The sequence below is a fragment of the Planococcus sp. MB-3u-03 genome (assembly GCF_002833405.1).
Taxonomy (GTDB): Bacteria; Bacillota; Bacilli; order Bacillales_A; family Planococcaceae; genus Planococcus.
The window spans coordinates 2,769,419-2,795,486 of the sequence record NZ_CP025135.1 but is presented as its reverse complement, the minus strand read 5'-3'; the positions used below and the strand labels follow the sequence as shown (position 1 = coordinate 2,795,486).

Below are 26,068 nucleotides of genomic sequence, written 5' to 3'. Positions count from 1 at the left end.
TGTCCAACAATGGGCAGAAGTTTTTTTGCGATAATTAATAAAAAGAATATTTAAAATAATTTAAAAATTAACTTGTAATTCAAAATATTAAAACGTATACTTTTTTTGAATCAACGTTTAATAAATGACCGGAAAGTTTATTTTTTTCAGACAAGATGTAAGGGTTTACATTTTCTTTAAAAGGAGGCTTTCGTTTGGCAGCTATTGAAACGATGGAACTTTTTGGGCGGGCCGAAGTGAAGGTGTTTGCACAGCGCCCTTCGACAATCGGCCAGTTGCTTGCAGATACTGTGGCACGCTACGCAGAAAAACCAGCAGTCGTCACGGAACAACAGACTTTAAGCTACAGGGAGCTTGACGGGCAATCGACCACGCTTGCCGCCAACCTTCAGCAGCGCGGCATTCAAGTGGGTGACCGGGTGGGTGCGGTGGTCGGAAACTGCGCTGAGTTTCCAGTCGTCGTCTTCGCTTGTGCCAAGGCCGGGGCGATCATGGTACCGATCAATGTCAAACTGCAAGTCGAAGAGCTGCAATACATTATCGGGCATTCCAAGCCGAAGCTCTTGATTGTAGAAGCGGAATATGCGGAGAAAGTGAAAGAAGCCACTGTAAACAGCGGGCTGCAGGATGCTGAACACCCCGAACTCTTTATCATCGGAGGCGAGAATTCCTACGGCCAATTGCTGGATGAGTCGGCTGCATTTAAACAGGTGGACGTCGGCGAAGAGGACGGCGCATTCATCCTCTATACGTCGGGGACGACCGGCCGGCCTAAAGGCGCGGTGCTGGCACATATCAATGCGGTGCACAGCGTGATGAATTACAAACGCCGCTTTGAGACCGACGATTCGATGAAAACGCTGGTCGCTGTCCCGATGTTCCATGTGACAGGGCTGGTCGGACAGCTGCTCCATATGTTTTATGTCGGGGGTACGGTCTACAGCATGAGGCGCTATCAAAATGAAAGCTATATCGAGCTGATCTTGAAACACGAAATCAATTTCCTATTCAATGTGCCGACCATTTTCATCATGATGTCGACGAGCGAAGAATTCCAGCAGCATTCGTTCAACTTTGTGAAGAAAGTGGCGTTCGGCGGTTCCCCGATCTACCAACAGACCTTCCAAATGTTGAAAAAAGCGTTCCCGAATGCACAGCTTCACAATGCATATGGGGCGACGGAAACAACATCTCCCGCTACTTTGATGCCGGTGAGTTATCCCGAGTCGAAAGTGACGTCGGTCGGCTTGCCGGTCGAAGTCGCAGACATCAAAATCGTCGACCCGGAAGGACGCACCGTGGCGAACGGGGAATCCGGCGAATTGTATATCAAAGGGCCGATGATCATCAAGGAATACTGGGACAACCCGGCCGCCAACCAGTCGAGCTTCACCGACGGCTACTGGCATTCAGGCGACCTTGGCATTATGGATAATGACGGCTATGTCTATATCCGTGACCGCAAAAAAGACATGATCAACCGCGGCGGCGAGAAGATTTTCTCCATCGAAGTGGAGGATGCGCTGAAGAGCCATCCGGATGTCGTCGAAGCAGCTGTCATCGGAGAACCGGACCCGGTGTTCGGCGAGAAAGTGAAAGCGTTTGTCGTCGGGCCGAAACTCGATTCCGAAGATTTCACGGAATTGCAGGCGCATTGCAGAAAGACGCTCGCAAAATTCAAGGTGCCGGAACAGTTTGTTCTTTTGGAAAGCCTGCCGCGCAATGCGTCAGGAAAGATATTGAAAAACACATTAAAAGAAACAGGGGGCCGATCAAATGCTTAAGGAATTATCGCCAAAAGCGGAACAATTACGCCAGGAACTACTGAAATTCATGGATGACTATGTCTATCCGGCTGAACAGACAGTAAAAGAATACAAGGAAACTGCAAGCGACCGCTGGACTATTCCGCCGATCATCGAAGAGCTGAAGCAAAAAGCGAAAGCGCAAGGTTTATGGAACCTCTTCCTCGACCATCCGGAATACGGGGCAGGATTATCAAATTATGAGTATTCCCATTTATGTGAAATTATGGGGCGTTCACTCATCGCCCCGGAAATCTTCAACTGCAACGCGCCGGATACAGGCAATATGGAGGTATTCGTGAAATATGGAACGGATGAGCAGAAAAAGCAATGGCTAGAACCCTTATTGAACGGCGAAATCCGCTCGTGCTTCTCCATGACAGAGCCGGATGTCGCTTCATCCGACGCCACCAATATCCAAAGCAGCATCGTCCGCGACGGCGATGAATATGTCATCAACGCTAAGAAGTGGTGGACGACAGGTGCCATGGACCCGCGCTGCAGCATTGCGATCGTCATGGGAAAAACCGACCCGGATGCTGAAAAGCACAAGCAGCAGTCGATGATCCTTGTGCCATTTGATACGCCAGGCGTCAAGATTGTCCGCCCGCTTACCGTGTTCGGCTATGATGATGCGCCGCAAGGGCATGCAGAAGTGCATTACGAAAATGTCCGCGTCCCGGCGAGCAATATGCTGCTTGGCGAAGGACGAGGATTCGAGATCGCACAAGGCCGCCTCGGGCCAGGACGCATCCATCACTGCATGCGTGCAATCGGCGCTGCCGAACGTGCACTTGAATTATTGTGCAGACGGGCGGAAAGCCGCGTCGCCTTCGGTTCGACATTGGCAGAAAAAGACGTCATCAAGGAAATCATCGCCGAAAGCCGCATCGAAATCGAACAGGCACGGCTTTTGACCTTGAACGCCGCGCACAAGATCGATGAGCACGGTGCGAAAGCCGCACGCAAAGAAATCGCCATGATTAAAATCTCCGCCCCGCGCGTGTCGATCAATGTCATCGACCGGGCGATGCAAGTATTCGGCGGAGCCGGGCTGACAGAAGATTTCCCGCTCGCAGAACATTACGCAAACGCACGCACGCTGCGTCTTGTCGATGGGCCGGATCAAGTCCACTTGCGCGATGTTGGGCGCCTTGAACTGCGTGAGCAATTGAAAGCGAATGAAGCACGGCAATAACAGTTTGCAAACAAAACGGATGGGAGTGATGACAGTGAAAGCGTGGCAAGTGACAGAGCTCGGCGACCCGGAACAGGCTTTAGCCGTTGCAGAATTGCCGAAGCCAAGCCCAGGAGCGGGTGAAGCGCTCATCAAAGTGGAAGCGGCAGCGCTGAATTTCTTTGATATTCTGCAATGCCAAGGGAAATATCAGGAACGTCCAGAGCTTCCTTTTACGCCGGGGGCGGAGATTGCCGGAACGATCGAAGCGCTCGGTGAAGGCACACAGGGCGAAATCGGCCAACGTGTTCTCGCGACGCCGATGCTGCCAAGCGGCGGCCTCGCCGAATGGGCAGTCGTCAAACAAGAAGGGATCTTCCCAATTCCGGATGAACTTTCCTATGCAGAAGCGGCAGCGCTATTCATTACGTACCAAACAGCCTATTTTGCCTTGCATCGCTCAGGCCATTTGAAAAAAGGCGAAGTATTGCTGGTCCATGCCGCATCAGGCGGTGTCGGCTCGGCCGCGGTTCAGCTCGGCAAAGCAGCAGGCGCGACTGTCATCGCGACTGCCGGAAGTGCGGATAAGCTTGCGGTATGCAAAGAACTTGGAGCGGATATCGTCATCAATTACCGCGAAGAGGATTTCGTCCCGAAAGTGAAAGAAGCGACCGGCGGCAAAGGGGCAGATGTTATTTTCGATCCTGTCGGCGGTGATACCTTCGATCGTTCAAGAAAATGCATCGCCTTTGAAGGGCGTATCCTGGTCATCGGTTTTGCCGGAGGGCGAATCGCCGATGCACCGACCAACCATGCCTTGATCAAAAATTATTCGATTGTCGGCGTGCATTTCGGCTTGTTCCGCAATTTGATGCCGGACCAAGTGATGAAAGCCCATCACGAGTTGATGGCGTTGTATAAAGAAGGAGCCATCAAGCCGCTCATCTATAAAGAATTCGCATTCGATGAAGTCATCGACGCACTCGATCAGCTCGGCAGCCGAAAAACATACGGGAAATTAGTGGTTACGCCATAAAGGGGGAAAGCCTATGGGAAATCTTGTCCAAACTGAAGTGAACGGATCCATCGCAAGGCTCCATATGAACCGGCCGGATAAACTCAACGCCTTATCGCGGGAAATGGTCGCAGAAATGCTCGCAGCGCTCAAGCAATTGGAAAGGAATCCGGCTGTCAATGCCATTGTCCTGTCAGGGGAAGGAAAAGCATTTTCTGCAGGGGGCGACATTGCCTCGATGAAGTCATTGGGCAGCGCGCACGAAGTTGCTGAATGGATCGATTTTGTCTCCAGTTTATCGAAAGCTTTGATGGACAGCGATAAACCTATTATCGCTGCGGTTCACGGCTATGCCGCAGGAGCAGGTTTCAGCTTGGCGCTCGCCGCGGATTTCATCGTGGCAGACGAAGACGCAAAGTTCGCTTTGAGCTTCTCGAATATCGGCCTCATTCCCGACCTCGGGCTCATTAAAGCGCTCCGCAAACGAATCAGCCCACCGCTCGCGAAGGAATGGATCGCTTCCGCAAAAGTGATCAGCGCACAAGAAGCGCAACATCACGGTTTGATCAATCGTATATCGAGCGGGGATGTCGGCCAAGCCGCTGTGGAATTTGCTGAATTTCTCGCAGCAGGGCCAGCCGTCAGCAATAAATACGTCAAATACTTGGTCAACCATTTGGATGAATTGCCGCAGGAAGCGGCATTCATGCAAGAAAATCTCATCCAGACGCTGCTTCTCCAGACTGAAGACCATAAAGAAGGCGTCGCTGCTTTCTTTGAGAAACGCAAACCTGAATTTCAAGGGAAATAATGTAAGCGTTACCATTAGATGCGGCCACGGCACAAAAACCGGATGGAGGTATTTTCTATGAAAAAACACGGTTCTCGTTTTTTAGCAGCAGGTGCAGCAATGACTCTTCTACTTGCAGGATGCGGCGGTGGAGATTCTGAGGGCGGCGGTTCGGAAGGGGAAACGATTACACTTCGCGCAGCCACAGGATTAAGCGCGCAGCATGCCTGGTGGGAAGCTTCGATGGTTCCCTGGATGGAGCGGGTCGAGGAATTGACGGATGGCCAAGTGCAATTTGAAACCTTCACAGGCGGTGAATTGGTTTCGGTTCCGGATGAAGGCGACGCCCTTCAAAGTGGAACGGTTGATGTCGCTTTGGTGTTGCCGATCTATCAGCCGGACCAATTCCCGATGGCTGAAGTGACGATGCTGCCACTTAACCATTCCGATACCATGATCGCTTCAAACGCCTGGAAAAAGCTTCTGGAAAGTGAAGAAGAACTGGCGGATGGGCAAACTTATACGGAGATGCAATTCGGTGATTTTAAAGTATTCCCAGTATCGACGACACAGGAATATTCCATTTCCACGACAGGGCATGAATTCAATTCGGTCAGCGATGTCGAGGGAACTTCCCTTCGCACGCCTTCCCGCATCCATGAAATGTATGCCGCGAAAACCGGCATCAATAGCGTGACCATGCCAGCTGTCGAAATCTACGATGCCCTCAGCCGCGGCACGTTTGAAGGCGCATTCTACAGCATCGCCGACTGGACCGGATACGGCTTCCAGGATCTGTTCCGCTATACAGTCACAGGCATCAACTTCGGACATTTCAATGCATTTATCGGCATGAGCCAAAGCAAATGGGATGAACTTCCAGAGAATGTCCAGGAAGCGATGACTCAAGCCAATGAAGATATTTTCGAAGCCGGTGCCCAGGAATGGATGGACCGCGCTGAAGCGATTATCCCGGAAAATGAAGAAAACGGCGGCAAGTTCGTCGAATTCAGTGAATTGGACCAGGAAGTGCAGGATCACTTCAATACAGGGATTGAAGACACCTGGACAGATTACGCACAACTCCTGGAAGATAATGGGTTGCCGGGTAATGAAGTGGTCAAAATGTGGAGAGATCTCTTGATTGAAGAAGGCGGAGAAGTGCCGGAAGCGGTCATGAATTTGGAATAAGCAAGCAAGAAGAGGATAGCGCATTGAGGTGTCGCGTATCCTCTTTTTCCATAATGGAGGCAAGGAGGCCAGAGAATGGACAATTTACTGGTTATTGGAATCATTTTGGCCATGATGATCGTTTTGCTGCTGGCGGGGTTGTATATCCACTCCGTTTTGTTGGCGAGCGGCATCATCGGGCTGATTCTTTTGGAAGGGTTCGGCATTCTGCCGGGTCTTCTCGGCAACGAACCGTTCAACCGCGTGGCCAGTTATACCTTGACGACGATTCCGTTGTTTGTGTTGATGGCACAATTCATCCTGCAATCGGGGCTCGTCCAGGACATCTTTTATATGGTTCGTAAAGTATCGAAAGGAAAGAATAGTTTGCTCGGCGTGCTGACTTTGATTATCGGTGGATTATTGGGTGCGGTTTCGGGATCTGGGACAGCCACTTCCGCATCGCTTGGCCAAGTCGCCATTCCGGAACTCCGCAAGCACGGCTATAGCGCACCGCTCGCTGGGGCAGTCGCTGCTTCAGGCGGGTCGCTTTCAGGGATCATCCCGCCGAGCATCATCTTGATCCTTTACGGGGTCGCGACCGAAACGCCGGTCGGAAGTTTATTCGTCGGCGCATTCATTCCAGGGATTTTAACGATGTTGGTGTTTATCGCTGTCATGCTCGTCTATTTCCAGTTGGGCAAGAAAAAACAGCAGTCAGCACAGGAAGAAGTGATCGAGGAGACAGCGACGGAAGAAAAAGTACCGGTTCTTCGCCTGATCATCGCGAGCGTTATTGCCGTGGCGATCGTGTTCATCATTTTCGGGGGCATTTATTCAGGCGTCTTTACGCCGACCGAAGCGGGTGCTGTCGGGGCGTTTGTCGGTTTGATTGCGGCATTTTTATTGGGCAAAGTCAATTTCGCGTTCTTTAAAACCTCTTTAATTGAAACAGTGAAGCTGACAGGGATGGTCATGATCATCATGATCGGCGCGCAAATCTTCGGGCGCTTTGTTTCCTTGTCCTTACTGCCAAGGCGATTGATTGAATGGATTGAACCGATCATGGATACGCCGGCGCTCGTATTGATCGCCATTTCCATCGTGTTGTTCATCATGTTCATGTTCATCGAAGGGGCAGCGGTCATTTTGATGTCGATTCCTGTGCTCCTGCCGATCATTGTCGAATTGCAAGTCGATATCTTATGGTTTGGGGTATTTGTGGCAGTCATTTGTACCATTGGTTTGATTACACCGCCGGTCGGGCTAAGCGTCTATGCGGTCGCCGGTGTCAGCGGCATCAGTTCAGGTTCGATTTTCCGCTTGACGACGGTCTTTGCTTTGGTAGCGATGGTGGTCGTGACAGGATTGATGATCGCATTCCCGGGCCTCGCCACATGGCTGCCGAATTCAATGTAGCAAAAGGAGGGAAGCATGATGAAAGGTGTATGGAAAGCGTATCGGCTTTTTCACTATTTAAAGCTTATCGGCATTTGGATCAGCGGCATCGCCGTCGTAGCGATGATGTTATTGATCGTCTACGACGTGATGATGCGCACGCTGTTCTCGAGCTCGATCCGGGGCGGATTTGAAATCATCCAGAACTATATGATGCCGCTGGTTGTTTTTCCCGGTCTCGCTTATGTCTATTCTTCAGGGGTCTTGCCGAAGATGGATTTACTTCTCGACCGTTTCGGGGCAGGCATGCAAAAAGCGATCATTCTGCTGATGATTTTGCTGGAGCTTTTTGTCCTGGTGCTGATTGTCCAGTTCAGCTGGGCTTATGCAATGGACGGGCTCGAGAGGGAAATTGCGTTCCCGGCGGCAGGAACATTGTATCCGCTGTATCCGTTTTTCTTCTTGATTCCGATTGCGTTTGGAATGATTGTCATCGAAAACCTGTTTATCCTGATTCGAAACATACTGGAGAAGAAACCGAGCCTATTAATGGAAGAACCGAAAGGGCCAGTGGAGGATCTCTAATAAACCAGCAAATGAGGGAGTGGAATGAATCTACGGGAACGTAAAGCAGCAAAGAAACGGGAGGATATCCTTCGTTCAGCCAGTTTGGTCATTTCACGGCAGGGCTATCATAATGCAACGATGGAAGACATTGCCGCTGAATTATTGATGACAAAAGGGGCTCTCTATTATTACTTCAAAAACAAGGAAGAATTATTGTATCGCTGCCACGACTTGATCTTGACGGAAGCGAAAGAAAAGATGGAAGAGATTGTGCAAGCGGACGTGCCATCTGTCGAGAAGATGCGCAGGGCCTTGCGCCATCACATTGAAGTAGCGATTCGCGAAAAAGAAGTCTTCAATTTGATCGTTAAACCCGAAACGACTTTTTCCGAGGACAATATTCCGGAAATTATCGAAAAGCGCGATGACTATGCAAAACTGTTCGACCAAATCATCGACGAAGGCGTCGAACGCGGAGAATTTGAAGTGCCGGAGAAGAAGATGGCACGAATGATCATTTTGGGGGCAACCAACTGGATTCAAGTATGGTATTCGCCTGAAGGCAAGTATGCGCCTGAAGATGTGGAAGAAATCTACGCTGATCATTTATTGAAAATGCTGATGAAAACATCCTGATTTGAAGGAATTGATGGAATGAGAAAAATACACGTCATCACCCAGAAGGAAGCGGTGAGGGAAGAGCGGCTTGCAGGATGCACAGCCGCAGTGATCGATGTGTTCCTGGCGACGTCGACAATCATTTTTCTATTGGACCGCAATTACGAGCCGGTGCATGCGGTTCTCGGAAGCGAGCAGGCGCTTGAATTGTCAAAGTTGCAAGAGGCAGAGCATCTATTGCTCGGTGAATCGAAAGGCGAAGGGCTCAAAGGTTTTGATTACCCTGATCCGTGCGCGTTAGAACACAGTCCGGAGCGGCAGGCGGCGATTATTTGCTCGACGAACGGCACGATCGCCATTGAAAAAGCGAAAAACGCAAAGAGATTATACATTTCTTCCTTGGTGAACGGTCACCGTGTAGCTGAACGCATCCACCAGGAGCAGGACGGCTCATCGATTGTGCTCGTCTGTTCAGGAAATGATGACCGTTTCTCGATGGAAGATTTTATCGGTGCCGGCCAATTGGTCGAACATCTGCACAATCGGGGAGGCTATGAGCTGTCGGATGCTGCGAAGCTTGCCCAAAAAGCGTATCGCAATTCTCATGCGGAAAGCTTCAACGAATTACTGGACAGCGAAACGGCGAATTTGCTCAAGCGCTTTAATTTTCCTGAAGCGGCAGAGTTCGTCATCCGCCATCACGAAAAGCTGGATGTGGTGCCGGTCTATGAAGATGGCATGATCGTCAAAGAGCGCAAGCAAGTGAGAAATGCAGAATAAAGGAGGAACCCTATGACGAAGCATTGGGATGCTGTACATCTGGAAACAACTGATTCCATCGCGGTGGTCACGCTAGATCACCAGCCGCTCAATGTATTGAGCGATGCGGTTTTGGAACAGTTGGAACAAGCCTTTGATGCTTTGCAGGAAACACAGGTGCGGGCGGTCGTGCTGCGCTCGGCAAGCGCCAAGGCATTTGCTGCCGGCGCGGACATCAGCCAATTTCCGGAACTGACTAAAATGAGCGGCATCGAATTGCTGGAAAAGGGAAAACGGATTTTCGACAAGCTGACGGAAGGGAAAGCCCCTGTCATCTGCGCAGTTCATGGCTTAGCGCTTGGTGCAGGGCTGGAACTGGCACTTGCCTGCGACATACGCATTGCGGACCACAGCGCAAAATTCGGGCTGCCTGAAACGGGTCTTGGCATATTGCCAGGATACGGCGGAACACAGCGGCTTTCCCGTCTGGTCGGACCCGGAAAAGCGAAGGAACTCGTCCTCTCAGGAGTTTGGCTCAACGGACAGGAAGCTTACGAAGCGAAACTCGTTGAGCGGCTGGTGCCAGAGGGGCAAGCGTTTGAAACGGCTTATGCATTGGCGGAACAAATTGCCGGAAAAGGGCCGCTTGCAGTCGCCTTCGCAAAAGAAGCGATTGATGAAGGCTTGGATTTGCCTCTATCCGAAGCGCAGTTTTTGGAAACGCGGATGTTCGCGAAGCTGGTCGGCACGGAAGACATGGATGAAGGCGTTCAAGCCTTCATTGAAAAACGCAAACCGAATTTCACAGGGAAATGATGAGGGGGATGAACAAATGGAGCGATTGGCAGTAATCGGCGCCGGGACAATGGGGAACGGGATCGCGCAAGTCGGTGCAGAAGGCGGCATGGACGTCATTTTATATGATCTCGATCCGGCAGGGCTGGAACGCGGGATGCAGCGTATCGACAAAACGCTGCGCCGCAATGTCGAAAAAGGGCGCATGACCGAAGAACAGCGTGAAACCGTCTGGGAGCGGATCCGCCCCAGCACGGATATCAATGACTTAAAAGAGATGGATATCGTCATCGAAGCAATCATCGAAAAACTCGAACCGAAAAAGGAATTATTCGAAAAGCTCAATCGCATTTGCCAAGCGCAGACGATTTTCGCAACGAATACGTCGGGCTTGAGCATTACGGAGATGGCTGCAAGCTCGGGCCGCAGCGCACAAGTCGTCGGCATGCATTTCTTCAACCCGGTGCCGATCATGAAACTGGTCGAAATCATCCGGGCCGAACAGACGAGCGATGAAACCTTCGAGCGGGCGCACGAAATTGCACAGCGCTTCAACAAGACCGCGATTTCGGTGAAGGAAGCGCCTTTATTTGCAGTAAACCGGATCTTGACGCCGATGATCAACGAAGCGGTCTTTGTGTTGATGGAAGGGATCGCTTCGGCTGAAGATATCGATAAGGGCATGGAGCTTGGCGCAAACCATCCGATCGGACCGCTCGCTTTGGCTGATTTGATCGGTCTCGATACGATGCTGTTTGTAGCCGAAACACTTTACGAGGAAACGAAAGACTCGAAATACAGGCCGGCACCTTTGATGAAACAATACGTGCGCGCCGGCAAGCTCGGCAGAAAGTCGGGAGAAGGATTCTTCAAATACGAATGACATGGAGGGCGTCAATATGAGCGAGGCAACACCGAACACGAAAAAAACACAGGAAGTCGATTGGCAGAAAGTCGAGCGTTCCCTGCGAAATGCAATGCCGGACTTGCCACAAGGCGAGATGACGGTCCGCCAATTTTCTGAAGGCTATTCGAACCTCACGTACTTGTTGCAGATTGGAGACTGGGAAGGTGTATTGAGGCGTCCGCCTTTTGGGGAGATTCCGCCTAAAGCGCATGATATGGAGCGCGAATTCAAGATGCTCGAAAAAGTGCATCCGGTTTTCCCGCTTGCCCCTGAACCCTATGTATATTGTGAAGATCCGGAAGTGATGGACAAGCATTTTTATGTCATGGAGAAAAAACAGGGGCTCGTCATCGATGAAGAACTTCCGGAAGTGTACGGAAGCCCGGAACAAGCAGGGCCGGTCATTTCAAAAAATGTCATTTCGACATTGGTCCAGCTGCAGGCGATCGATTACAAAGAAGCCGGGCTCGCCGAGATGGGCAAACCGGAAGGATTCATGGAGCGCCAAGTGAAGGGCTGGATCAAACGCTATCATAATGCAAAAACCGATGATGTCGAAGGGCTTAAAGAGCTGGAGCAATGGCTCACGGCAAATATCCCCGTTAATGAAGAAACGACGATTGTCCATAATGACTTCAAATTGAACAATATGGTGATTGATGAAGAAAGCCCAGGGCTGGCAACGGGCGTTCTCGACTGGGAACTGTCGACGATCGGCGACCCACTTAGCGATGTCGGGTCGACTTTGGCCTATTGGGGCCAGGCGGAAGACGCAGACATCGGCATCAATATCATCTCGAGCCAGCCAGGCTTTTACAGCCGCAAGGAATTCGTGGAAGAGTATGCCAAGCAAAGCGGACGCGACGTGTCGAATATCAACTATTATCTAGCGTTCGGGTTTTACAAACTGGCCGGAATTTTGCAGCAAATCTATTACCGCTGGAAAAACGGCGAAATTGAAGATGAGCGTTTCCGCCATTTGAATAAAGCGGTCGCGAACTTGATCGATATGGCGAACCGGACGCGCAGGGGAGAAGTGTTATAACAAGCAATTGTAGCGCTTCTTCTCGCTGATTGAAGTGAAGCGGACGAGCCGGAATGAGGAGGGAAATGGAATGGAACAGGAATTTCACTACGCGCCGTTTCGCGTAGAAGCCGGGAAGATTCGCGAGTTCGCACTGGCACTCGGCTTAAGGAATCCGATTTATTTTGACAGGCAAGCAGCACTGGATGCGGGATATCCGGATATTCCGGCTCCGCCTACATACACAACAGTCATCGATTTCTGGAATGAACGGGATTTCTATCAATTATTCGCGGCCTGGGGACTGGACCCGAATGACATTTTGCACGGAGAGCAAAGTTTCGAATACGAAAAGAATATTATCAGCGGCGATGTCATTTCAGCAACGGCCGTGCTGACGGATCGATTCGATAAAAAGACAAGCGCTTTTACCTGATTGAAACGACTTACCGCAACCAAGACCATGAAGTCGTCCGCATCGGGCGGGCCACCTTAATCGAAAGGCGGGAACAGCATGGCGCAGAATTTGCCGGACATCCAAAAACAAGCACTCGCGCCGATTGATATGGTGCGCTATTCAGGTGCTTCAGGCGATTTTAATGAAATCCACACGGTACCGAAAGTCGCCCGCAGCAAAGGATTCAAGGAACCGATCGTCCACGGCATGTTATTGATGGGCTGGGCTGCAGATGCACTGGATGAGTGGTTTCCGGGCAGGAAGCTGAGTAAATTCACCGTGCGTTTTGTCGGCATGGCACATGCAGGGGAAGCGTTCGTTATTGAAGGGGTATTGACGACGGATAATACCGGTGAGCTGCAGATCAAAGATGCTTCCGGAACAGGAAAGCTCGTCGGAAGCTTTGAAATGGAATGACTAGCTTTTTAATTAACGGAATATTTTTATAACTAGAGAGGGGAGATAAGAGTGGAGGAATTTAGCTATCCAAGCTTCGACCTGACCGGGCAAAAAGCACTCGTTACCGGAGGCAGCAAAGGCATCGGCCTGGCCATTGCAGCTGGGCTCGCCCATGCCGGTGCTAAAGTGCTCATTACCGGACGCGATGAAACAGTGCTCAAGGAAGCGGCGGATGAAATGAAAGCCCTAAAACTGGATGTTTCCTGGAAGTCTGCGGACGTAACATCGAAACAAGCCGTCTCCGAATTATTCGAATTCATCGATGCTGATTTCGGGGGAGTGGACATTCTCGTCAATAATGCCGGAATGAACATACGTAAGCCACTTGTAGAAGTGGAGGAAGAAGACTGGGACCTGGTGCTCGGTACCAATTTAAAAGGCATCTTCCTGGTCGGCCAGCAAGCCGCAAAGCGGATGATCGGCCAAAAAAGCGGCTGCATCATCAATATTTCTTCTATTATGGGGCAAGTTGGCAATCCGCTCCAGACGAGCTATGCGGCAAGTAAAGGCGGGATCAACCAATTGACGAAAGTGTGGGCAGCGGAACTCGCTGAACATAATATCCGCGTCAACGCCTTGGCGCCCGCTTATATCAAAACACCGATGACAGAACCGTTTCTAAAGGATCCGGAACGGCTGGAAAAATTGGTCAGCAGAACCATGCTGAAGCGGATGGGTGAAGCGGGCGAGATGATCGGGCCGGCTTTATTCCTGGCATCGGAAGCATCCAGCTATGTGACGGGACAGATTCTTTATGTAGATGGCGGATGGACCGCCAATTAGATACTGGGGGGAAAGACGATGGAAAATGGAAGAAATACGGAGAGAGATCCAGTTTTAGAGAAACAGCAGAACAATCCGCTCGCCAAAGTAGCGAATGTGTTCGCCAAAATCGCCGAGAAATGGCTGCCGGATGCATTCGTATTCGCGGTATTGCTGACGGCGATCGCATTTATTGCAGGGGTGCTCTTTACGGATTCCGGGCCGATCGATATGATGCGCCATTGGGGAGACGGCATGTGGGGCCTTTTGACTTTTACGGCCCAGATCATCACGACCTTCGTATTGAGTTATGCTCTGGCTTTGACGCCGACCGTTTCGAAGGCGCTTGAGAAAATCGCCGGCATCCCTAAAGGGCCGAATTCCGCGATTTTGATGGTGACTTTCACGGCGCTTGGCGCGTCTCTCATCAGCTGGGCTTTCGGCCTTGTCGTGGCGGGCATCATCGCGAAACTGGTCGCAAAGAAAGTGCGCGACGTCGATTACCGTGTGCTCGTCGCTGCAGGATATTCAGGGTTTTTGATCTGGGAAGGCGGCTTGTCTTCTTCACCAGCACTATTTGTCGCGACCGCAGGGCACGTGTTTGAAGGGGATATCGGAATTGTCCCGATATCGGAGACGCTATTATCGGCAGTGAATATTGCGATTGTCGTAATCCTCTTCTTCACGCTTCCTTTCGTCATGCGCTTTATCCATCCGCGCAATCCGGAAGACCGCTATTTGGTAGATCCGGCGCGTTTGGAAGACCCGGTCACAGAAGAAGCCGTACAAGATCATGAGGATTATCCAAACGACAAAATCGAGAAGTCCCGCCTCATTCCATTGATTGGCGGATTCCTCGGCTTAAGTTATTTGATCAACCATTTCTATATGAATGGCTTCTCGCTCGATTTGAATACAGTCAACTTGATCTTCTTGACGGCCGCGCTTCTCATGTTCGGAAATGTCCGGGAGCTGACAGCAGGATTATTGAAATCCGTCAGCAGCGTCGGCCAGTTCGTGCTTCAATATCCGTTCTATGCAGGGATTATGGGCATGCTCGGTGCGTCAGGGCTGGCTGTCATGATGTCGAATTTCTTCATTGATATTTCAAATGAAACGACCTTGCCTCTCTTTACCTTCTTATCGGCAGGAATATTGAACATCTTCATCCCGTCAGGCGGCGGACAATGGGCGGTTCAGGCACCGATCATGCTTCCGGCCGCGCTTGAAATGGGCGTCGATCCGGCGAAAATCGTCATGGCTGTCGCTTGGGGAGATAGCTGGACGAATATGATCCAGCCGTTCTGGGCTATTCCGCTGCTCGCGATTGCCGGCTTGAAAATCCGCGACATCATGGGCTACACGATGATCGCCTTGATTTATGGCGGCTTGGTCATCGGTGCCTGCTTGCTGATTTTCTAATGAAAGGGGCATTCATATGAAAGCGATCATTGCAGAAACGACCGGCCCTCCTGAAGTGCTGAAGCTTCAGGAAGCGCCGAAACCAATAGCGAAAGACCATGAAGTGCTCATTAAAGTCGAAGCGATCAGTGTCAATTTTGCCGATATTAAAGCGCGTCTCGGACAATATCATGGCGTGGCAAATAACGAGCCGTTCACGCCAGGGCTGGATTGCGCAGGCATCGTAGAAGAAACAGGCAGCGCAGTGACCGGCTTTTCAGCAGGAGACCGGGTGCGCGCTTTCCCAGCTTCCGGGTCCTATGCGGAATATGTCGTCGCTTCTGACCAGCTTGTCTACAAGATCCCGGACAGCGTCTCCTTTGAGGAAGCGGCAGCGACCTTGACTGTCGGCATCACTGCCTATAATGTGCTGCACGAAGTCGCCCGGATACAGCCGGGTGAATCAGTCTTGATCCACGCAGCAGCCGGCGGCATCGGCACGACCGCGATCCAATTGGCGAAACTTGCTGGCATCTCGGAAATCTACGGAACGGTCGGCAGTGAAGAGAAGATGAAAGTGGCGGAAGACCTTGGCGCTATTGCGGTCAATTATCGTGAGAGTAACTTCGCGGAAGTGGTCGCTGAACTGACGGGCGGCAAAGGTGTCGACGTCATCTTAGATACGATCGCCGGTGAAAACTTCGAGCGCAGCCTGGATATCCTGGCACCGTTCGGCCGCATTGTGTCATTCGGCCATGCCAATGAAGGATCTGTTCCAGGAACGGTCAAAACAGACGCACTTCATTCAAGTTGCCGGGCGGTACTTGGGTACAGCACTGGCACCTACCGCAAGCAGCGTCCAGGGTTTTTGAAGAATGCAGAAGCGGCAATCAGCGAACTGCTCGAACAGCGTCAGCTGAACGTGTCGATCACTGGGCGTTATCCGCTGGAACAAGCAGCGCAAGCCCATGCGCTTATGGAAAGCCGGAAAAGTACAGGGAAACTGGTATTGCTTCCTTAACAATAGAAGAAGACTCGTCATGGGTCTTCTTTTTCTGGTGTTGTGCAATTGGAGTTAAACAAAGCGTTAAATTTTAAATGGAAGGTAAAATATTTTTGCAAATGGAGATACTGGGCGGTATGATTGAATGGAAAATTAAATTTTCTGACAAGTTGAATGAAAATATGTAAGCCCTTTCAATTGGGTGCGAAAAGGAGAAATGGACATGAAACATGTATATCTAGTAGATGGTGCAAGAACGGCATTCGGGGCATTCGGCGGGTCGTTTGCGAATACAGATGCGACAGAGCTCGGCACAGCAACAGCGGTGGAAGCGCTCAAAAGAGCGAATGTCAAAGCGGAAGATGTGGATCATGTCATTTACGGCAATGTCATCCAGTCGAATGTCAATGCAGCTTATCTTGCGCGCCATATCGGATTGAATGCAGGCGTTCCCCAGGAAGTGCCGGCCCTGACCTTGAACCGGCTTTGCGGATCCGGTGCGCAGGCGGTCGTTTCCGCAGCGCAGCATATTTTGCTCGGCGAAGCGGATATCGTCCTGGCTGGCGGCGCGGAGAATATGTCGATGTCGCCTTATGCGAACTTCACACAGCGTTTCAGCAAGGCGAAGATGGGGCCGATGCAGTTTGAGGATATGCTGCTCGCGACGCTGACCGACCAATATACGGGCAGCGGGATGGGGATGACAGCCGAGAAACTGGCGGAGCAATACGGTATTTCCCGTGAAGCCCAAGATGAATTTGCGGTCGAATCAAACCAGCGGGCAACTAGAGCGGCAACTGGCGGACAGTTTGACGAAGAAACTGTCGGCGTCGAAGTGAAAACGCGAAAAGGCACGGTTGTGGTCGATAAAGACGAACACATCAAACCGGATGCCAATACGGAGGGCTTATCGAAACTGCGCCCGTCGTTCAAGAAAGACGGTTCTGTCACAGCGGGCAATGCTTCAGGCATCAATGACGGTGCGGCGTCTCTTGTTGTGGCGGGGGAAGATGCAGTCAAAAAGCATGGCTTATCGCCTGTCGCCCGCATCGTGTCCTGGCATATTGCCGGCGTCGATCCGACGATCATGGGCATCGGCCCGGTCCCTGCCATCCGCCGTGCACTGGAAAAAGCGGAATTGACGATTGATGATATCGATTTGGTCGAAGTGAACGAAGCGTTCGCGGCGCAATATTTGGCAGTGGAAAAAGAGCTCGGGCTGGATCGTTCAAAAGTGAACGTCAACGGTGGGGCGATTGCGCTTGGCCATCCGGTTGGCGCGAGCGGCGCACGTATCTTGCTGTCAGCGGCTTATGAATTGAAGCGGCGCGGCGGAAAATATGCAGTCGCGAGCCTATGCATCGGCGGTGGACAGGGAATTGCGGTGGTGATTGAACATGACTAAACTGCCTGTTATCGTGGCGCCGATGTTTCTCGTATCGACGCCTCAAATGGTCATTGAATCAGGGCGTGCCGGCGTCATCGGTTCCTTTCCTTTATTGAATGCGCGTCCCGCGGAAGAATGCGCGAGATGGCTCGTTGAAGTGAAAGAAGCGCTCGGCGATATTCCATGGGCGGTCAATTTCATCAGCCACCGCGGCTCGAACAAGCGCTACGATGAAGATGTCGAATTGATCCGCGAGCATCAGCCGCCGATTGTCATCACCTCGCTCGGATCGCCCGCAGAAGTGCTTGAAATCGTCCACGCATACGGCGGCCTTGTCTATTCCGATGTGGCAAACGCCAAGCATGCGAAAAAAGCGGCACAAAGCGGCGTCGATGGATTGATCCTTGTGTGCGCGGGAGCCGGCGGGCACGGGGGCACACTTAATCCGTTCGCTTTCATTGCAGCGGTCAAAAAGTTCTTCGACGGCACGATCATCCTGTCGGGTTCTTTGTCCACCGGGCAAGATGTGGCAGCTGCTTTATTGATGGGCGCAGATTATGCCTATATGGGTACGCGTTTTTTGGCGGTCAAAGAAAGCAGCGCTCCCGAAGAGTATAAGCAGATGGTGATTGATTCCTCAATCGAAGATATTTTATATACCGATTCATTCAGCGGCGTTCCGGTGAATGTCCTCATCCCGAGCCTTGAAAAACAAGGGATCGATCCGAAAACCTTGAAGCCGAAAAAGGAAGTCGACCTATCCCATCTCGTCAATGCCAAGGCGTGGCGGGATATTTGGTCGGCCGGACATGGCGTGACGACAGTGACGAAGCGCGAGACGGTCAAGGAGGCCGTCGGGCAATTGGAACGGGAATACGAAGAAGGAGTGAAGGCGCTTGTACGAAACCATTAAAACCGAATTATCGGACGGGATCCTGACATTGACCTTGAACCGTCCCGATAAAATGAATGCCTATACGGAACAAATGAACGAAGAGCTATTGGATTTCTACCGCAAAGTGGATGACGACGACGAAGTGCGCGTCATTGTCGTGACTGGTGCCGGTCGGGCGTTTTGTGCCGGGATGGACTTATCGGACGGCGGCTCGACCTTCGCTTCCGAACAAAGCGCGGAAGAATATCGGGACCTCGGCGGGCAGGTCAGCAACCGAGTTTATGAAGTGAAAAAACCGATCATCGCCGCCATCAATGGCCCTGCGGTCGGCATCGGCATGACCATGACTTTGCCGATGGATATCCGCATCGTCAAAAAGGATGCAAAAATCGGCTTCGTCTTCGGGCGTCGCGGTATCAGTCCGGAAGCTTCATCCGGCTGGTTTTTGCCGCGCATCGTCGGCATCGGAAAAGCACTCGAATGGACTTTGACGGGCCGCTATATTCCGACTTCAGAAGCGGTGGAAGCGGGGCTCATGCAATATGAATCGGAAGACCCGCTTGAAAAAGCATATGAAATTGCGCGGGACATTGCAGAAAATACTGCCGCCACCTCCAATAGCTTTACGCGCCAATTATTGTGGAAAATGCTTGGTGCAGATCATCCACATGAGTCGCATCTCGCAGAATCGAAGTTCCTCCACTGGGCGGGGCAAAATGCTGATGCGGATGAAGGCATCCAATCCTTTGTCGACAAGCGCAAAGCCGAGTTTCCGATGAAAGCGAGCGAACTTCCTGATTTCTTCAATGTGAAAAAATGATACGCCTTTAAGCTTCAAGAGCGCAGTTGCTGCCCTCCTGGAGCTTTTTTTAATGTGTTGAAGGAAGTCGATAAAAATGTGAAGCATATGTGTTTACATCTTATACCCTATGGGGTATATTAAGCTTAAGAAAACGAAAACAAACAAAAGGAGATTGATTCCATGTTATTACGATATTTCTATGACGAAAAATTGGCTCACGCATCTTATGTAGTAGGGTGCCAAAAAACAGGCGAAGCAGTCGTCGTTGATCCGATGCGCGATATCACAGCATACGAAGAACTGGCGAAAGAAGAGAAACTGAATATTGTCGGCGCTCTTGAAACGCATATCCATGCTGACTTTGTATCCGGGTCACGGGAACTGAACGACCGTTTCGGCACGAAGCTCTATGTTTCGGATGAAGGCGATGCCGATTGGAAATATCAGAACCTGGATGGAATCAGCCATCAATTATTGAAAGACGGCGATCAGTTCAAGATCGGCAACTTGGTCTTTGACGTGATGCATACGCCAGGCCATACCCCGGAGAGCATTTCCTTCCTATTAACGGATAAAGGCGGATCTGCGGATAAGCCGATGGGCATCTTCACAGGCGACTTCGTCTTTGTTGGCGACGTCGGGCGCCCGGATCTTCTCGAAAAAGCGGCAGACATTCAAGGTACGTCCGATTCCGGTGCGGCGTCGATGTTCAAATCCATCGAACGCTTCAAGGCGCTTCCGGATTATTTGCAAGTTTGGCCAGCGCATGGTGCCGGATCCGCTTGCGGTAAAGCGCTCGGCGCGGTACCATCGACGACAGTCGGTTACGAAAAAGCCTTTAACTGGGCGATGCAATTCGATGATGAAGCTTCCTTCAAGAAAGCTTTGCTCGAAGGCCAGCCGGAACCGCCGTATTACTTCGCAGTGATGAAATCAGTCAATAAAGTCGGCCAAAAACTGATCAAAGACTTGCCGGAACTGAAAGAAATTACATCAGCCGCAGATATTGAAGCGCTTCTTGCTGAAGGCAAACAAGTACTCGATATGCGCCCGGCAGATGCCTACAGTAAAGGGCATATCCAAGGGACGCTCAACATCCCGTTCAATAATTCCTTCACGAACTGGGCTGGCTGGATTGTCGACTATGACAAGCCGCTGTACTTGCTTCTCGATACGAAAGTGCTCGATGAAGCATTGGTCGCCCTCCGTTCAGTCGGAATCGATGAAGTCTACGGCTTTGCGGAAGCGGACAGCCTCATGGCACAAGCCGAAAACTTGGCTTCTTATGAAAACGTCTCGCCATCCGAAGCGAATGAAATGGTCGAAAATAGCGAAGCATATGTACTTGATGTCCGCAATCAGACAGAGTTTGACGAAGGGCATATCGACAACGCCCAGCACATCATGGTCGGCACCTTGAAAAATCGCTTGGATGAAGTCGATACAGACAAAACGATCATTGTCCAATGCCAGGCCGGCGCCCGTTCCGCAATCGCGGCAAGTGTCCTGAAAGCGAATGGCATCGATAAGCTGGTCAATATGACAGGCGGCTACAGCAAATGGCAGCAAGAAGTAGCATCTGTTAAACAATAATAGGGACATAACCGCTTAAGCTTCGGCTTCGGCGGTTTTCCTTTGAAAAAACACAATCCAGAAGGGGAAGATCGAAACAATGAGTATTGGCATCCCGATTGCGCTGCTGGCTCTTGCCAGCTTCAACGGTTTTTATAAACGCTATGTCACGGCCAAAGGGGTCAAGCACGATTGTGCAGACAACTTGAAAGAAAATAACGATATTCTCTTGCTGGATGTGAGAGCCTATAATATTTCCTATAAAGATCCCATCGAAGGCGCATTCGAACTGCCGGTCGCTTATTTCATCCGCAGCTACGAAGAAATACCGGACCGGCCGATCCACATCATCGCTTCTGATGAAATGGAAAAGAATATGGCTGTCCGCTTGCTGCGGAAAAAAGGGAAAAACCTTATCAGCTATAGCCTAACCGAGGAAAATTGCGGCGAGCGGATGCTGGCCCACTGATCTTCTCACCCCGACATTAATTGTCGGGGTTTTTTTATGGACTTCGGAACAGGGGAAATGAAAAATCGCGTTGACAAGAAGAAAGGGAAGTTTTATAGTATGTGTAACCGGTTACACATAACCCGAGAATGGAGAAGAGCGATGACAACGATCAGAGATGTAGCGAAAAAAGCAGGCGTTTCCGTTGCGACAGTTTCACGTTTTTTGAACGGCAGCGGCTATGTCAGCGCAGATGCCGCCAAAGCGGTGACAGAAGCGGTCGAGGAATTGGAATATGAACTGAATCCGGTTGCACGCTCTTTGAACACGAAACGCTCCAATTTGATCGGGCTCATTTTGCCGGACATCACGAACCCGTTTTTTCCTGAGCTCGCACGGGCTGTGGAAGATGTGGCCTTGAGCTACGGCTATACGGTGATTTTATGTAACTCCGATGAAGATCCGAAAAAAGAGAAAAATTATATCGAAACCTTGAAGAAAAAATACATCGCCGGCTTTATCGTAACCTCCAACCAGCTGGAAGCTCCACATTATGTAAATACCAAGCTGCCAATTGTAGCGCTTGACCGGGCGATCAATGAAAAAATCCCGGTCGTCTCATCGAATAATAAGGAAGGTGCGGTGCTTGGGACGAATGCGCTGCTCGAGCGCGGATGCCAAAACATCCTGTTCCTGAGAGGGCCGGAAGCGCTGAACCCGGCGAACGACCGTTATGAAGGATTTATGGAAGCGATCGGAAAAGCGCATGTCGATCACCGCATTGTCACTTGCCCGTTCCATTATGCCGATTCGCAAAAGATCGTTGAACGGGAATTGCAGAACGATCCGGGAATCGACGGCATATTCGCTTCAAGCGATGTGTCGGCAGCAGGGGCTTTGAAAGCGGCTGTCCTGCTCGGTAGAAAAGTGCCGGACGATTTGCAGATTGTCGGATTCGATGGCATCGCAATGGGCGAGATGCTGTCGCCGGGGCTCTCGACCGTCGCACAAGACGTTTACAAAATGGGCGCAATCGCCACCCGCGTTTTGATCAAGCGGATTGAGAATAAGCCCGTGGAAGAAAGCTTCTATGAAATTCCGGTCAAGCTTGTCTTACGTGGCACAACAAGGAGTGTGGAATGATGATTACAGTAGTAGGCAGCATCAATATGGACCTTGTGGTCGGAACGGAACGCTTTCCGAAGCAAGGTGAAACGGTGCTAGGGAATTTATATACGACCGTGCCTGGCGGAAAAGGCGCCAATCAGGCAGTCGCAGCAGCGAGGCTCGGCGACCAAGTCCATATCGTCGGGGCAGTCGGCAGCGACGCATTCGGTACACAGCTTCTCGATGGGCTGGAAAAAGAGCAAATCAATACACAAGGTGTCAAAAAAACGAATGGGGCGAGCGGCATCGCCAATATCCTATTGTCAGAAGGCGACAACCGTATCATCGTCGTCCCAGGTGCCAACCACGAACTGACGAAATCCGACATCGATGCACAGAAAAAGGTAATCGAAAAAAGTTCGCTGGTCATCCTGCAGTTGGAACTGCCGATTCCGGTCGTGGAATATACGCTGCAGCTTGCCAAAGAACTCGGCGTGCCCGTTATTTTGAATCCAGCGCCAGCTGGTGGATTCACGGAGGCGATGAAACAAGCGGACTTTTTGACGCCGAATGAAACCGAAGCGGAAGAGCTGTTCGGCACGAATTGGGAACTTGAACTGGAACGTTATCCGAATCGCATGGTCGTGACGCTTGGAAAAAACGGTGCCCGCTATTTCGATGGCGATAAGCATGTAACAGTAGAAGGATTTCCGACACAAGCGGTCGATACGACGGGGGCGGGAGATACTTTTAACGGCGCCTTGGCAGTTGCACTAGCCGAAGGCAGCGAGTTCAAGGAAGCTGTCCGCTTCGCCAACGCCGCTGCCTCCTTATCGGTGGAGAAATTCGGGGCGCAAGGCGGCATGCCGAACCGCACGGAAGTCGTTTCCCGGATGGAGGCAGCAAAATGAAAAAACAAGGCATAATCAATCGCGACATCGCCGGTCATTTGGCACGGTTCGGGCATACGGATCTGCTTGTCATTGCCGATTGCGGGCTGCCGGTGCCGGAACATGTGCCATGCGTAGATTTATCATACCGCATCGGAGAGCCTTCTTTTGAGACGGTGCTGGATACAGTGCTTGAGGATTTTGAAGCGGAAGCGGCTTATATTGCCCGGGAAATAAGCGATCACAATAAAGGCTTGGAAGCTGGCATGCAACAGCAATTGGATTGCCGCTACTTGAGCCACGAGGAATTGAAGGCGATGAGCCATAACGCCAAACTGATCATCCGCACAGGGGAAGCAAGCCCTTATGCGAATGTCATTCTCCAGTCGGGCGTCATCTTTTAATGAGGCAGGTGAACGAAATGATCAATATGATCAACATGACCGATATTTGCAAGTCGTTCAGCGGCAACGCCGTCTTGAAAAACGTCCATTTCTCTCTTCATCAAGGCGAAATCCACGCCTTGATGGGCGAGAACGGGGCCGGCAAATCGACCTTGATGAAAATCATGTCCGGCATCTACACGCGTGACTCCGGAACGGTGGAAGTAAAAGGCAAAAAAGTCGAATTCACTTCGCCGAAGCAGGCGGAAGCGGAAGGCATCGCCGTCATCCACCAGGAATTGAATATCCTGCCGCACCTGTCGATTGCGGACAACCTCTTTCTTGGCCGCGAGGAAACCGTCGGGCGCACAGGAATCCTGAAGACAAAAGACATGGAACGCAAAACGAAAAAGATCCTGGGGGATTTAGGGCTCGATATCGACCCTTCGCTTTCCGCGAGCACATTGTCTGTCGGACAGCAGCAATTGGTGGAAATCGGCAAAGCTTTGTCGATGGATGCAGAAATGATCATTATGGACGAACCGACCGCTGCGCTGACGGACCGGGAAATCGAAACTTTATTCGTGACTATTCGCGACCTGCAAAAGCGCGGCGTCTCTTTCGTCTATATTTCTCACCGCATGGAAGAAATTTTTTCGCTATGCGACCGCATCACCATTTTGCGCGACGGTGAATTCGTCGGTGAACGGAAGATCAGCGAAACCAGCTTCGAAGAAATTGTCCAGTTGATGGTCGGCCGTGAACTTGGCGACCGTTTCCCTGAACGAAGCTCCACGATCGGGGACGTGAAACTGTCAGTTAAAGGCTTGTCGCGGAAAGATTGCTTTGAAGACATTTCCTTCGATATCCATAAAGGGGAAATCGTTTCGATTGCAGGGCTAATGGGAGCCGGGCGCACAGAAGTGGCGCAGTCTTTATTCGGTTATAAGAAAGCGGATACAGGAACCGTGGAACTTGATGGCAAGCCAGCGAAAATCGACAATCCGCAAAAAGCGAAAGAACTCGGCATCGGTTATGTAACCGAAGACCGTAAATCCGAAGGCTTGATCGTCGATTTTACAGTAGAGGAAAACATCAGCATGGCAAACTTTGAATCCATTTCCAAAAAGGGTTTGCTGTCGAAAGACAAAGAACGCAGCTTGTACGACCGGATGGTGAAACGCCTTGGAATCCGGACATCGGGGCCTGACCAGGCTGCCAAATCGCTCAGCGGAGGCAACCAGCAAAAAGTCGTCATCGCGAAATGGCTCGGCATCGAACCCGATGTGCTCATCCTCGATGAGCCGACACGGGGAGTCGATGTCGGTGCGAAGAAAGAGATTTATTCGATCATCAACGAATTGGCCGCTCGCGGCGTCGCCATCTTGATGATCTCTTCCGAACTTCCGGAAGTGATCGGCATGGCCGACCGTGTGCTCGTCATGCACGAAGGCAAGTTGACGGCAGATCTGCCGAAGCAGAAAATGACTCAGGAAACGATTATGCATTATGCAACAGGAGGTGGGAAACTTGAAGCTGAAGTCCGCTAATACAAGCTTGTTCCAAAAAATCGCGCCGTTCATCGGTTTGATTTTGATCATCATCATCATTACCGCAATTAACCCGAGTTTTCTATCCATGAGCAATATCTTGAACGTCCTCCGGCAAGTGTCGATCAATGCGTTGATCGCATTCGGCATGACCTTCGTCATCTTGACCGGCGGAATCGACTTATCGATCGGTTCTATTTTGGCGCTTACGGGTGCTGTGACAGCCGGCATGATGGCTTCAGGAATTGACCCGATCTTGGCGATGCTATTGGGGCTGTTCCTCGGGGCAGTTCTCGGAGCCATCAACGGTGTCATCATCGCGAAGGGGAAAGTGGCGCCATTCATCGCGACGCTTGCGACGATGACCATTTATCGGGGCTTGACGCTCGTCTACACAGAAGGCCGGCCGATTTCAGGGCTTGGCGACAGCATGGCTTTCCAGATGCTTGGAAAAGGCTATTTCCTCGGCATCCCGGTTCCAGTCGTGACGATGCTCATCAGTTTCGGGATCCTTTACTTCATTCTGAAGAAAACGACATTCGGACGCCGCGTTTACGCAGTGGGCGGCAACGAGGAAGCTTCTGTGCTTTCCGGAATCAATGCCGACCGCATCAAGATTTATGTATATTCCTTAGTCGGTGCGCTTGCTGGTTTGGCTTCTTTGATCTTGACTTCGCGTTTGAATTCAGCGCAGCCGACAGCCGGCCAGATGTTTGAGCTTGATGCCATCGCAGCTGTTGTACTTGGTGGAACGAGTTTGACAGGCGGCCGCGGGTGGATCGTCGGTACTTTGATCGGGGCGCTGATCATCGGCGTCTTGAACAACGGATTGAATTTAATCGGGGTTTCCTCCTTCTTCCAGCAAGTGGTGAAGGGTGCAGTTATATTGCTTGCAGTATTGCTAGACCGTAAAAAAACAGCATAAGG

General features: G+C 51.1%; 27 protein-coding genes. All 27 read left to right on the top strand.

Annotation, left to right across the window (positions count from 1 at the left end; genetic code table 11):
- The first annotated feature begins 194 nt into the window (after window positions 1-194).
- The 27 genes from CW734_RS15210 to CW734_RS15080 all read left to right on the top strand — a co-directional run bounded on the left by CW734_RS15210 (window position 195) and on the right by CW734_RS15080 (window position 26,066).
- Complete coding sequence (locus tag CW734_RS15210; RefSeq protein WP_232787086.1) at window positions 195-1,784, top strand: class I adenylate-forming enzyme family protein; 1,590 nt, start codon at window positions 195-197, stop codon at window positions 1,782-1,784.
- The gene (locus tag CW734_RS15205; RefSeq protein WP_101191544.1) at window positions 1,777-3,003 is read left to right on the top strand and encodes an acyl-CoA dehydrogenase family protein; all 1,227 of its coding nucleotides are present in this window, start codon (window positions 1,777-1,779) and stop codon (window positions 3,001-3,003) included. The genes CW734_RS15210 and CW734_RS15205 overlap by 8 nt, the downstream gene beginning before the upstream one ends.
- A 34-nt stretch (window positions 3,004-3,037) precedes the next feature.
- Window positions 3,038-4,018: an NADPH:quinone oxidoreductase family protein gene (locus CW734_RS15200; protein WP_180956290.1), complete on the top strand. Its 981-nt coding sequence runs from the start codon at window positions 3,038-3,040 to the stop codon at window positions 4,016-4,018.
- A gap of 13 nt (window positions 4,019-4,031) precedes the next feature.
- The gene (locus CW734_RS15195) at window positions 4,032-4,808 is read left to right on the top strand and encodes an enoyl-CoA hydratase/isomerase family protein (protein ID WP_101191541.1); all 777 of its coding nucleotides are present in this window, start codon (window positions 4,032-4,034) and stop codon (window positions 4,806-4,808) included.
- Between the two features lie 57 nt (window positions 4,809-4,865).
- Window positions 4,866-5,978: a TRAP transporter substrate-binding protein DctP gene (gene dctP / locus CW734_RS15190; RefSeq protein ID WP_101191539.1), complete on the top strand. Its 1,113-nt coding sequence runs from the start codon at window positions 4,866-4,868 to the stop codon at window positions 5,976-5,978.
- 75 nt (window positions 5,979-6,053) lie between these two features.
- Complete coding sequence (locus CW734_RS15185) at window positions 6,054-7,376, top strand: TRAP transporter large permease (RefSeq protein WP_101191537.1); 1,323 nt, start codon at window positions 6,054-6,056, stop codon at window positions 7,374-7,376.
- 15 nt (window positions 7,377-7,391) lie between these two features.
- Window positions 7,392-7,940 carry a TRAP transporter small permease gene (locus tag CW734_RS15180; protein ID WP_101191536.1) on the top strand — a complete coding sequence of 183 codons (549 nt, stop codon included), beginning with the start codon at window positions 7,392-7,394 and terminating at the stop codon, window positions 7,938-7,940.
- Window positions 7,941-7,964: 24 nt separating this feature from the next.
- The gene (locus tag CW734_RS15175) at window positions 7,965-8,558 is read left to right on the top strand and encodes a TetR/AcrR family transcriptional regulator (protein WP_101191534.1); all 594 of its coding nucleotides are present in this window, start codon (window positions 7,965-7,967) and stop codon (window positions 8,556-8,558) included.
- 18 nt (window positions 8,559-8,576) lie between these two features.
- Complete coding sequence (locus CW734_RS15170) at window positions 8,577-9,320, top strand: 2-phosphosulfolactate phosphatase (protein WP_101191532.1); 744 nt, start codon at window positions 8,577-8,579, stop codon at window positions 9,318-9,320.
- 12 nt (window positions 9,321-9,332) lie between these two features.
- A complete protein-coding gene (locus tag CW734_RS15165) occupies window positions 9,333-10,115 on the top strand; it encodes an enoyl-CoA hydratase/isomerase family protein (protein WP_232787085.1) in 783 nt (260 codons plus the stop codon).
- A gap of 16 nt (window positions 10,116-10,131) precedes the next feature.
- On the top strand, window positions 10,132-10,977 hold the full coding sequence (locus CW734_RS15160) for a 3-hydroxybutyryl-CoA dehydrogenase (protein WP_101191530.1): 846 nt from the start codon (window positions 10,132-10,134) through the stop codon (window positions 10,975-10,977).
- 16 nt (window positions 10,978-10,993) lie between these two features.
- Window positions 10,994-12,046: a phosphotransferase family protein gene (locus CW734_RS15155; protein WP_232787084.1), complete on the top strand. Its 1,053-nt coding sequence runs from the start codon at window positions 10,994-10,996 to the stop codon at window positions 12,044-12,046.
- A 70-nt stretch (window positions 12,047-12,116) separates the two neighbouring features.
- On the top strand, window positions 12,117-12,461 hold the full coding sequence (locus CW734_RS15150) for an FAS1-like dehydratase domain-containing protein (protein ID WP_101191528.1): 345 nt from the start codon (window positions 12,117-12,119) through the stop codon (window positions 12,459-12,461).
- Window positions 12,462-12,539: 78 nt separating this feature from the next.
- A complete protein-coding gene (locus tag CW734_RS15145; RefSeq protein WP_101191527.1) occupies window positions 12,540-12,899 on the top strand; it encodes a MaoC/PaaZ C-terminal domain-containing protein in 360 nt (119 codons plus the stop codon).
- 51 nt (window positions 12,900-12,950) lie between these two features.
- Window positions 12,951-13,724: an SDR family NAD(P)-dependent oxidoreductase gene (locus CW734_RS15140; protein ID WP_101191525.1), complete on the top strand. Its 774-nt coding sequence runs from the start codon at window positions 12,951-12,953 to the stop codon at window positions 13,722-13,724.
- An 18-nt stretch (window positions 13,725-13,742) separates the two neighbouring features.
- A complete protein-coding gene (locus CW734_RS15135) occupies window positions 13,743-15,125 on the top strand; it encodes a short-chain fatty acid transporter (RefSeq protein WP_101191523.1) in 1,383 nt (460 codons plus the stop codon).
- A 16-nt stretch (window positions 15,126-15,141) separates the two neighbouring features.
- The gene (locus CW734_RS15130) at window positions 15,142-16,125 is read left to right on the top strand and encodes a quinone oxidoreductase family protein (protein WP_101191521.1); all 984 of its coding nucleotides are present in this window, start codon (window positions 15,142-15,144) and stop codon (window positions 16,123-16,125) included.
- Window positions 16,126-16,330: 205 nt separating this feature from the next.
- Entirely contained in the window at window positions 16,331-17,512 is a 1,182-nt protein-coding gene (locus CW734_RS15125; protein WP_101191519.1) for an acetyl-CoA C-acetyltransferase, read from the top strand.
- The gene (locus CW734_RS15120) at window positions 17,505-18,407 is read left to right on the top strand and encodes an NAD(P)H-dependent flavin oxidoreductase (RefSeq protein WP_101191517.1); all 903 of its coding nucleotides are present in this window, start codon (window positions 17,505-17,507) and stop codon (window positions 18,405-18,407) included. Before CW734_RS15125 ends, CW734_RS15120 begins: the two co-directional genes overlap by 8 nt.
- Complete coding sequence (locus CW734_RS15115; RefSeq protein ID WP_101191515.1) at window positions 18,391-19,209, top strand: enoyl-CoA hydratase-related protein; 819 nt, start codon at window positions 18,391-18,393, stop codon at window positions 19,207-19,209. Before CW734_RS15120 ends, CW734_RS15115 begins: the two co-directional genes overlap by 17 nt.
- Before the next feature lie 162 nt (window positions 19,210-19,371).
- Complete coding sequence (locus CW734_RS15110; RefSeq protein WP_101191513.1) at window positions 19,372-20,784, top strand: MBL fold metallo-hydrolase; 1,413 nt, start codon at window positions 19,372-19,374, stop codon at window positions 20,782-20,784.
- A 79-nt stretch (window positions 20,785-20,863) separates the two neighbouring features.
- Window positions 20,864-21,232 (top strand): rhodanese-like domain-containing protein, encoded by a 369-nt coding sequence (locus CW734_RS15105; RefSeq protein ID WP_101191511.1) that lies wholly within the window; start codon window positions 20,864-20,866, stop codon window positions 21,230-21,232.
- Window positions 21,233-21,373: 141 nt separating this feature from the next.
- Window positions 21,374-22,354: a LacI family DNA-binding transcriptional regulator gene (locus CW734_RS15100; protein WP_180956289.1), complete on the top strand. Its 981-nt coding sequence runs from the start codon at window positions 21,374-21,376 to the stop codon at window positions 22,352-22,354.
- Window positions 22,354-23,229, top strand: coding sequence for a ribokinase (gene rbsK, locus CW734_RS15095; protein WP_101191509.1), 876 nt, complete (start codon window positions 22,354-22,356; stop codon window positions 23,227-23,229). Before CW734_RS15100 ends, rbsK begins: the two co-directional genes overlap by 1 nt.
- Window positions 23,226-23,612, top strand: coding sequence for a D-ribose pyranase (rbsD, locus tag CW734_RS15090; protein WP_101191507.1), 387 nt, complete (start codon window positions 23,226-23,228; stop codon window positions 23,610-23,612). Before rbsK ends, rbsD begins: the two co-directional genes overlap by 4 nt.
- 26 nt (window positions 23,613-23,638) lie before the next feature.
- The gene (locus CW734_RS15085; protein ID WP_101192212.1) at window positions 23,639-25,141 is read left to right on the top strand and encodes a sugar ABC transporter ATP-binding protein; all 1,503 of its coding nucleotides are present in this window, start codon (window positions 23,639-23,641) and stop codon (window positions 25,139-25,141) included.
- Entirely contained in the window at window positions 25,122-26,066 is a 945-nt protein-coding gene (locus tag CW734_RS15080; protein ID WP_232787083.1) for an ABC transporter permease subunit, read from the top strand. Before CW734_RS15085 ends, CW734_RS15080 begins: the two co-directional genes overlap by 20 nt.
- The last annotated feature ends 2 nt before the right edge of the window (window positions 26,067-26,068 follow it).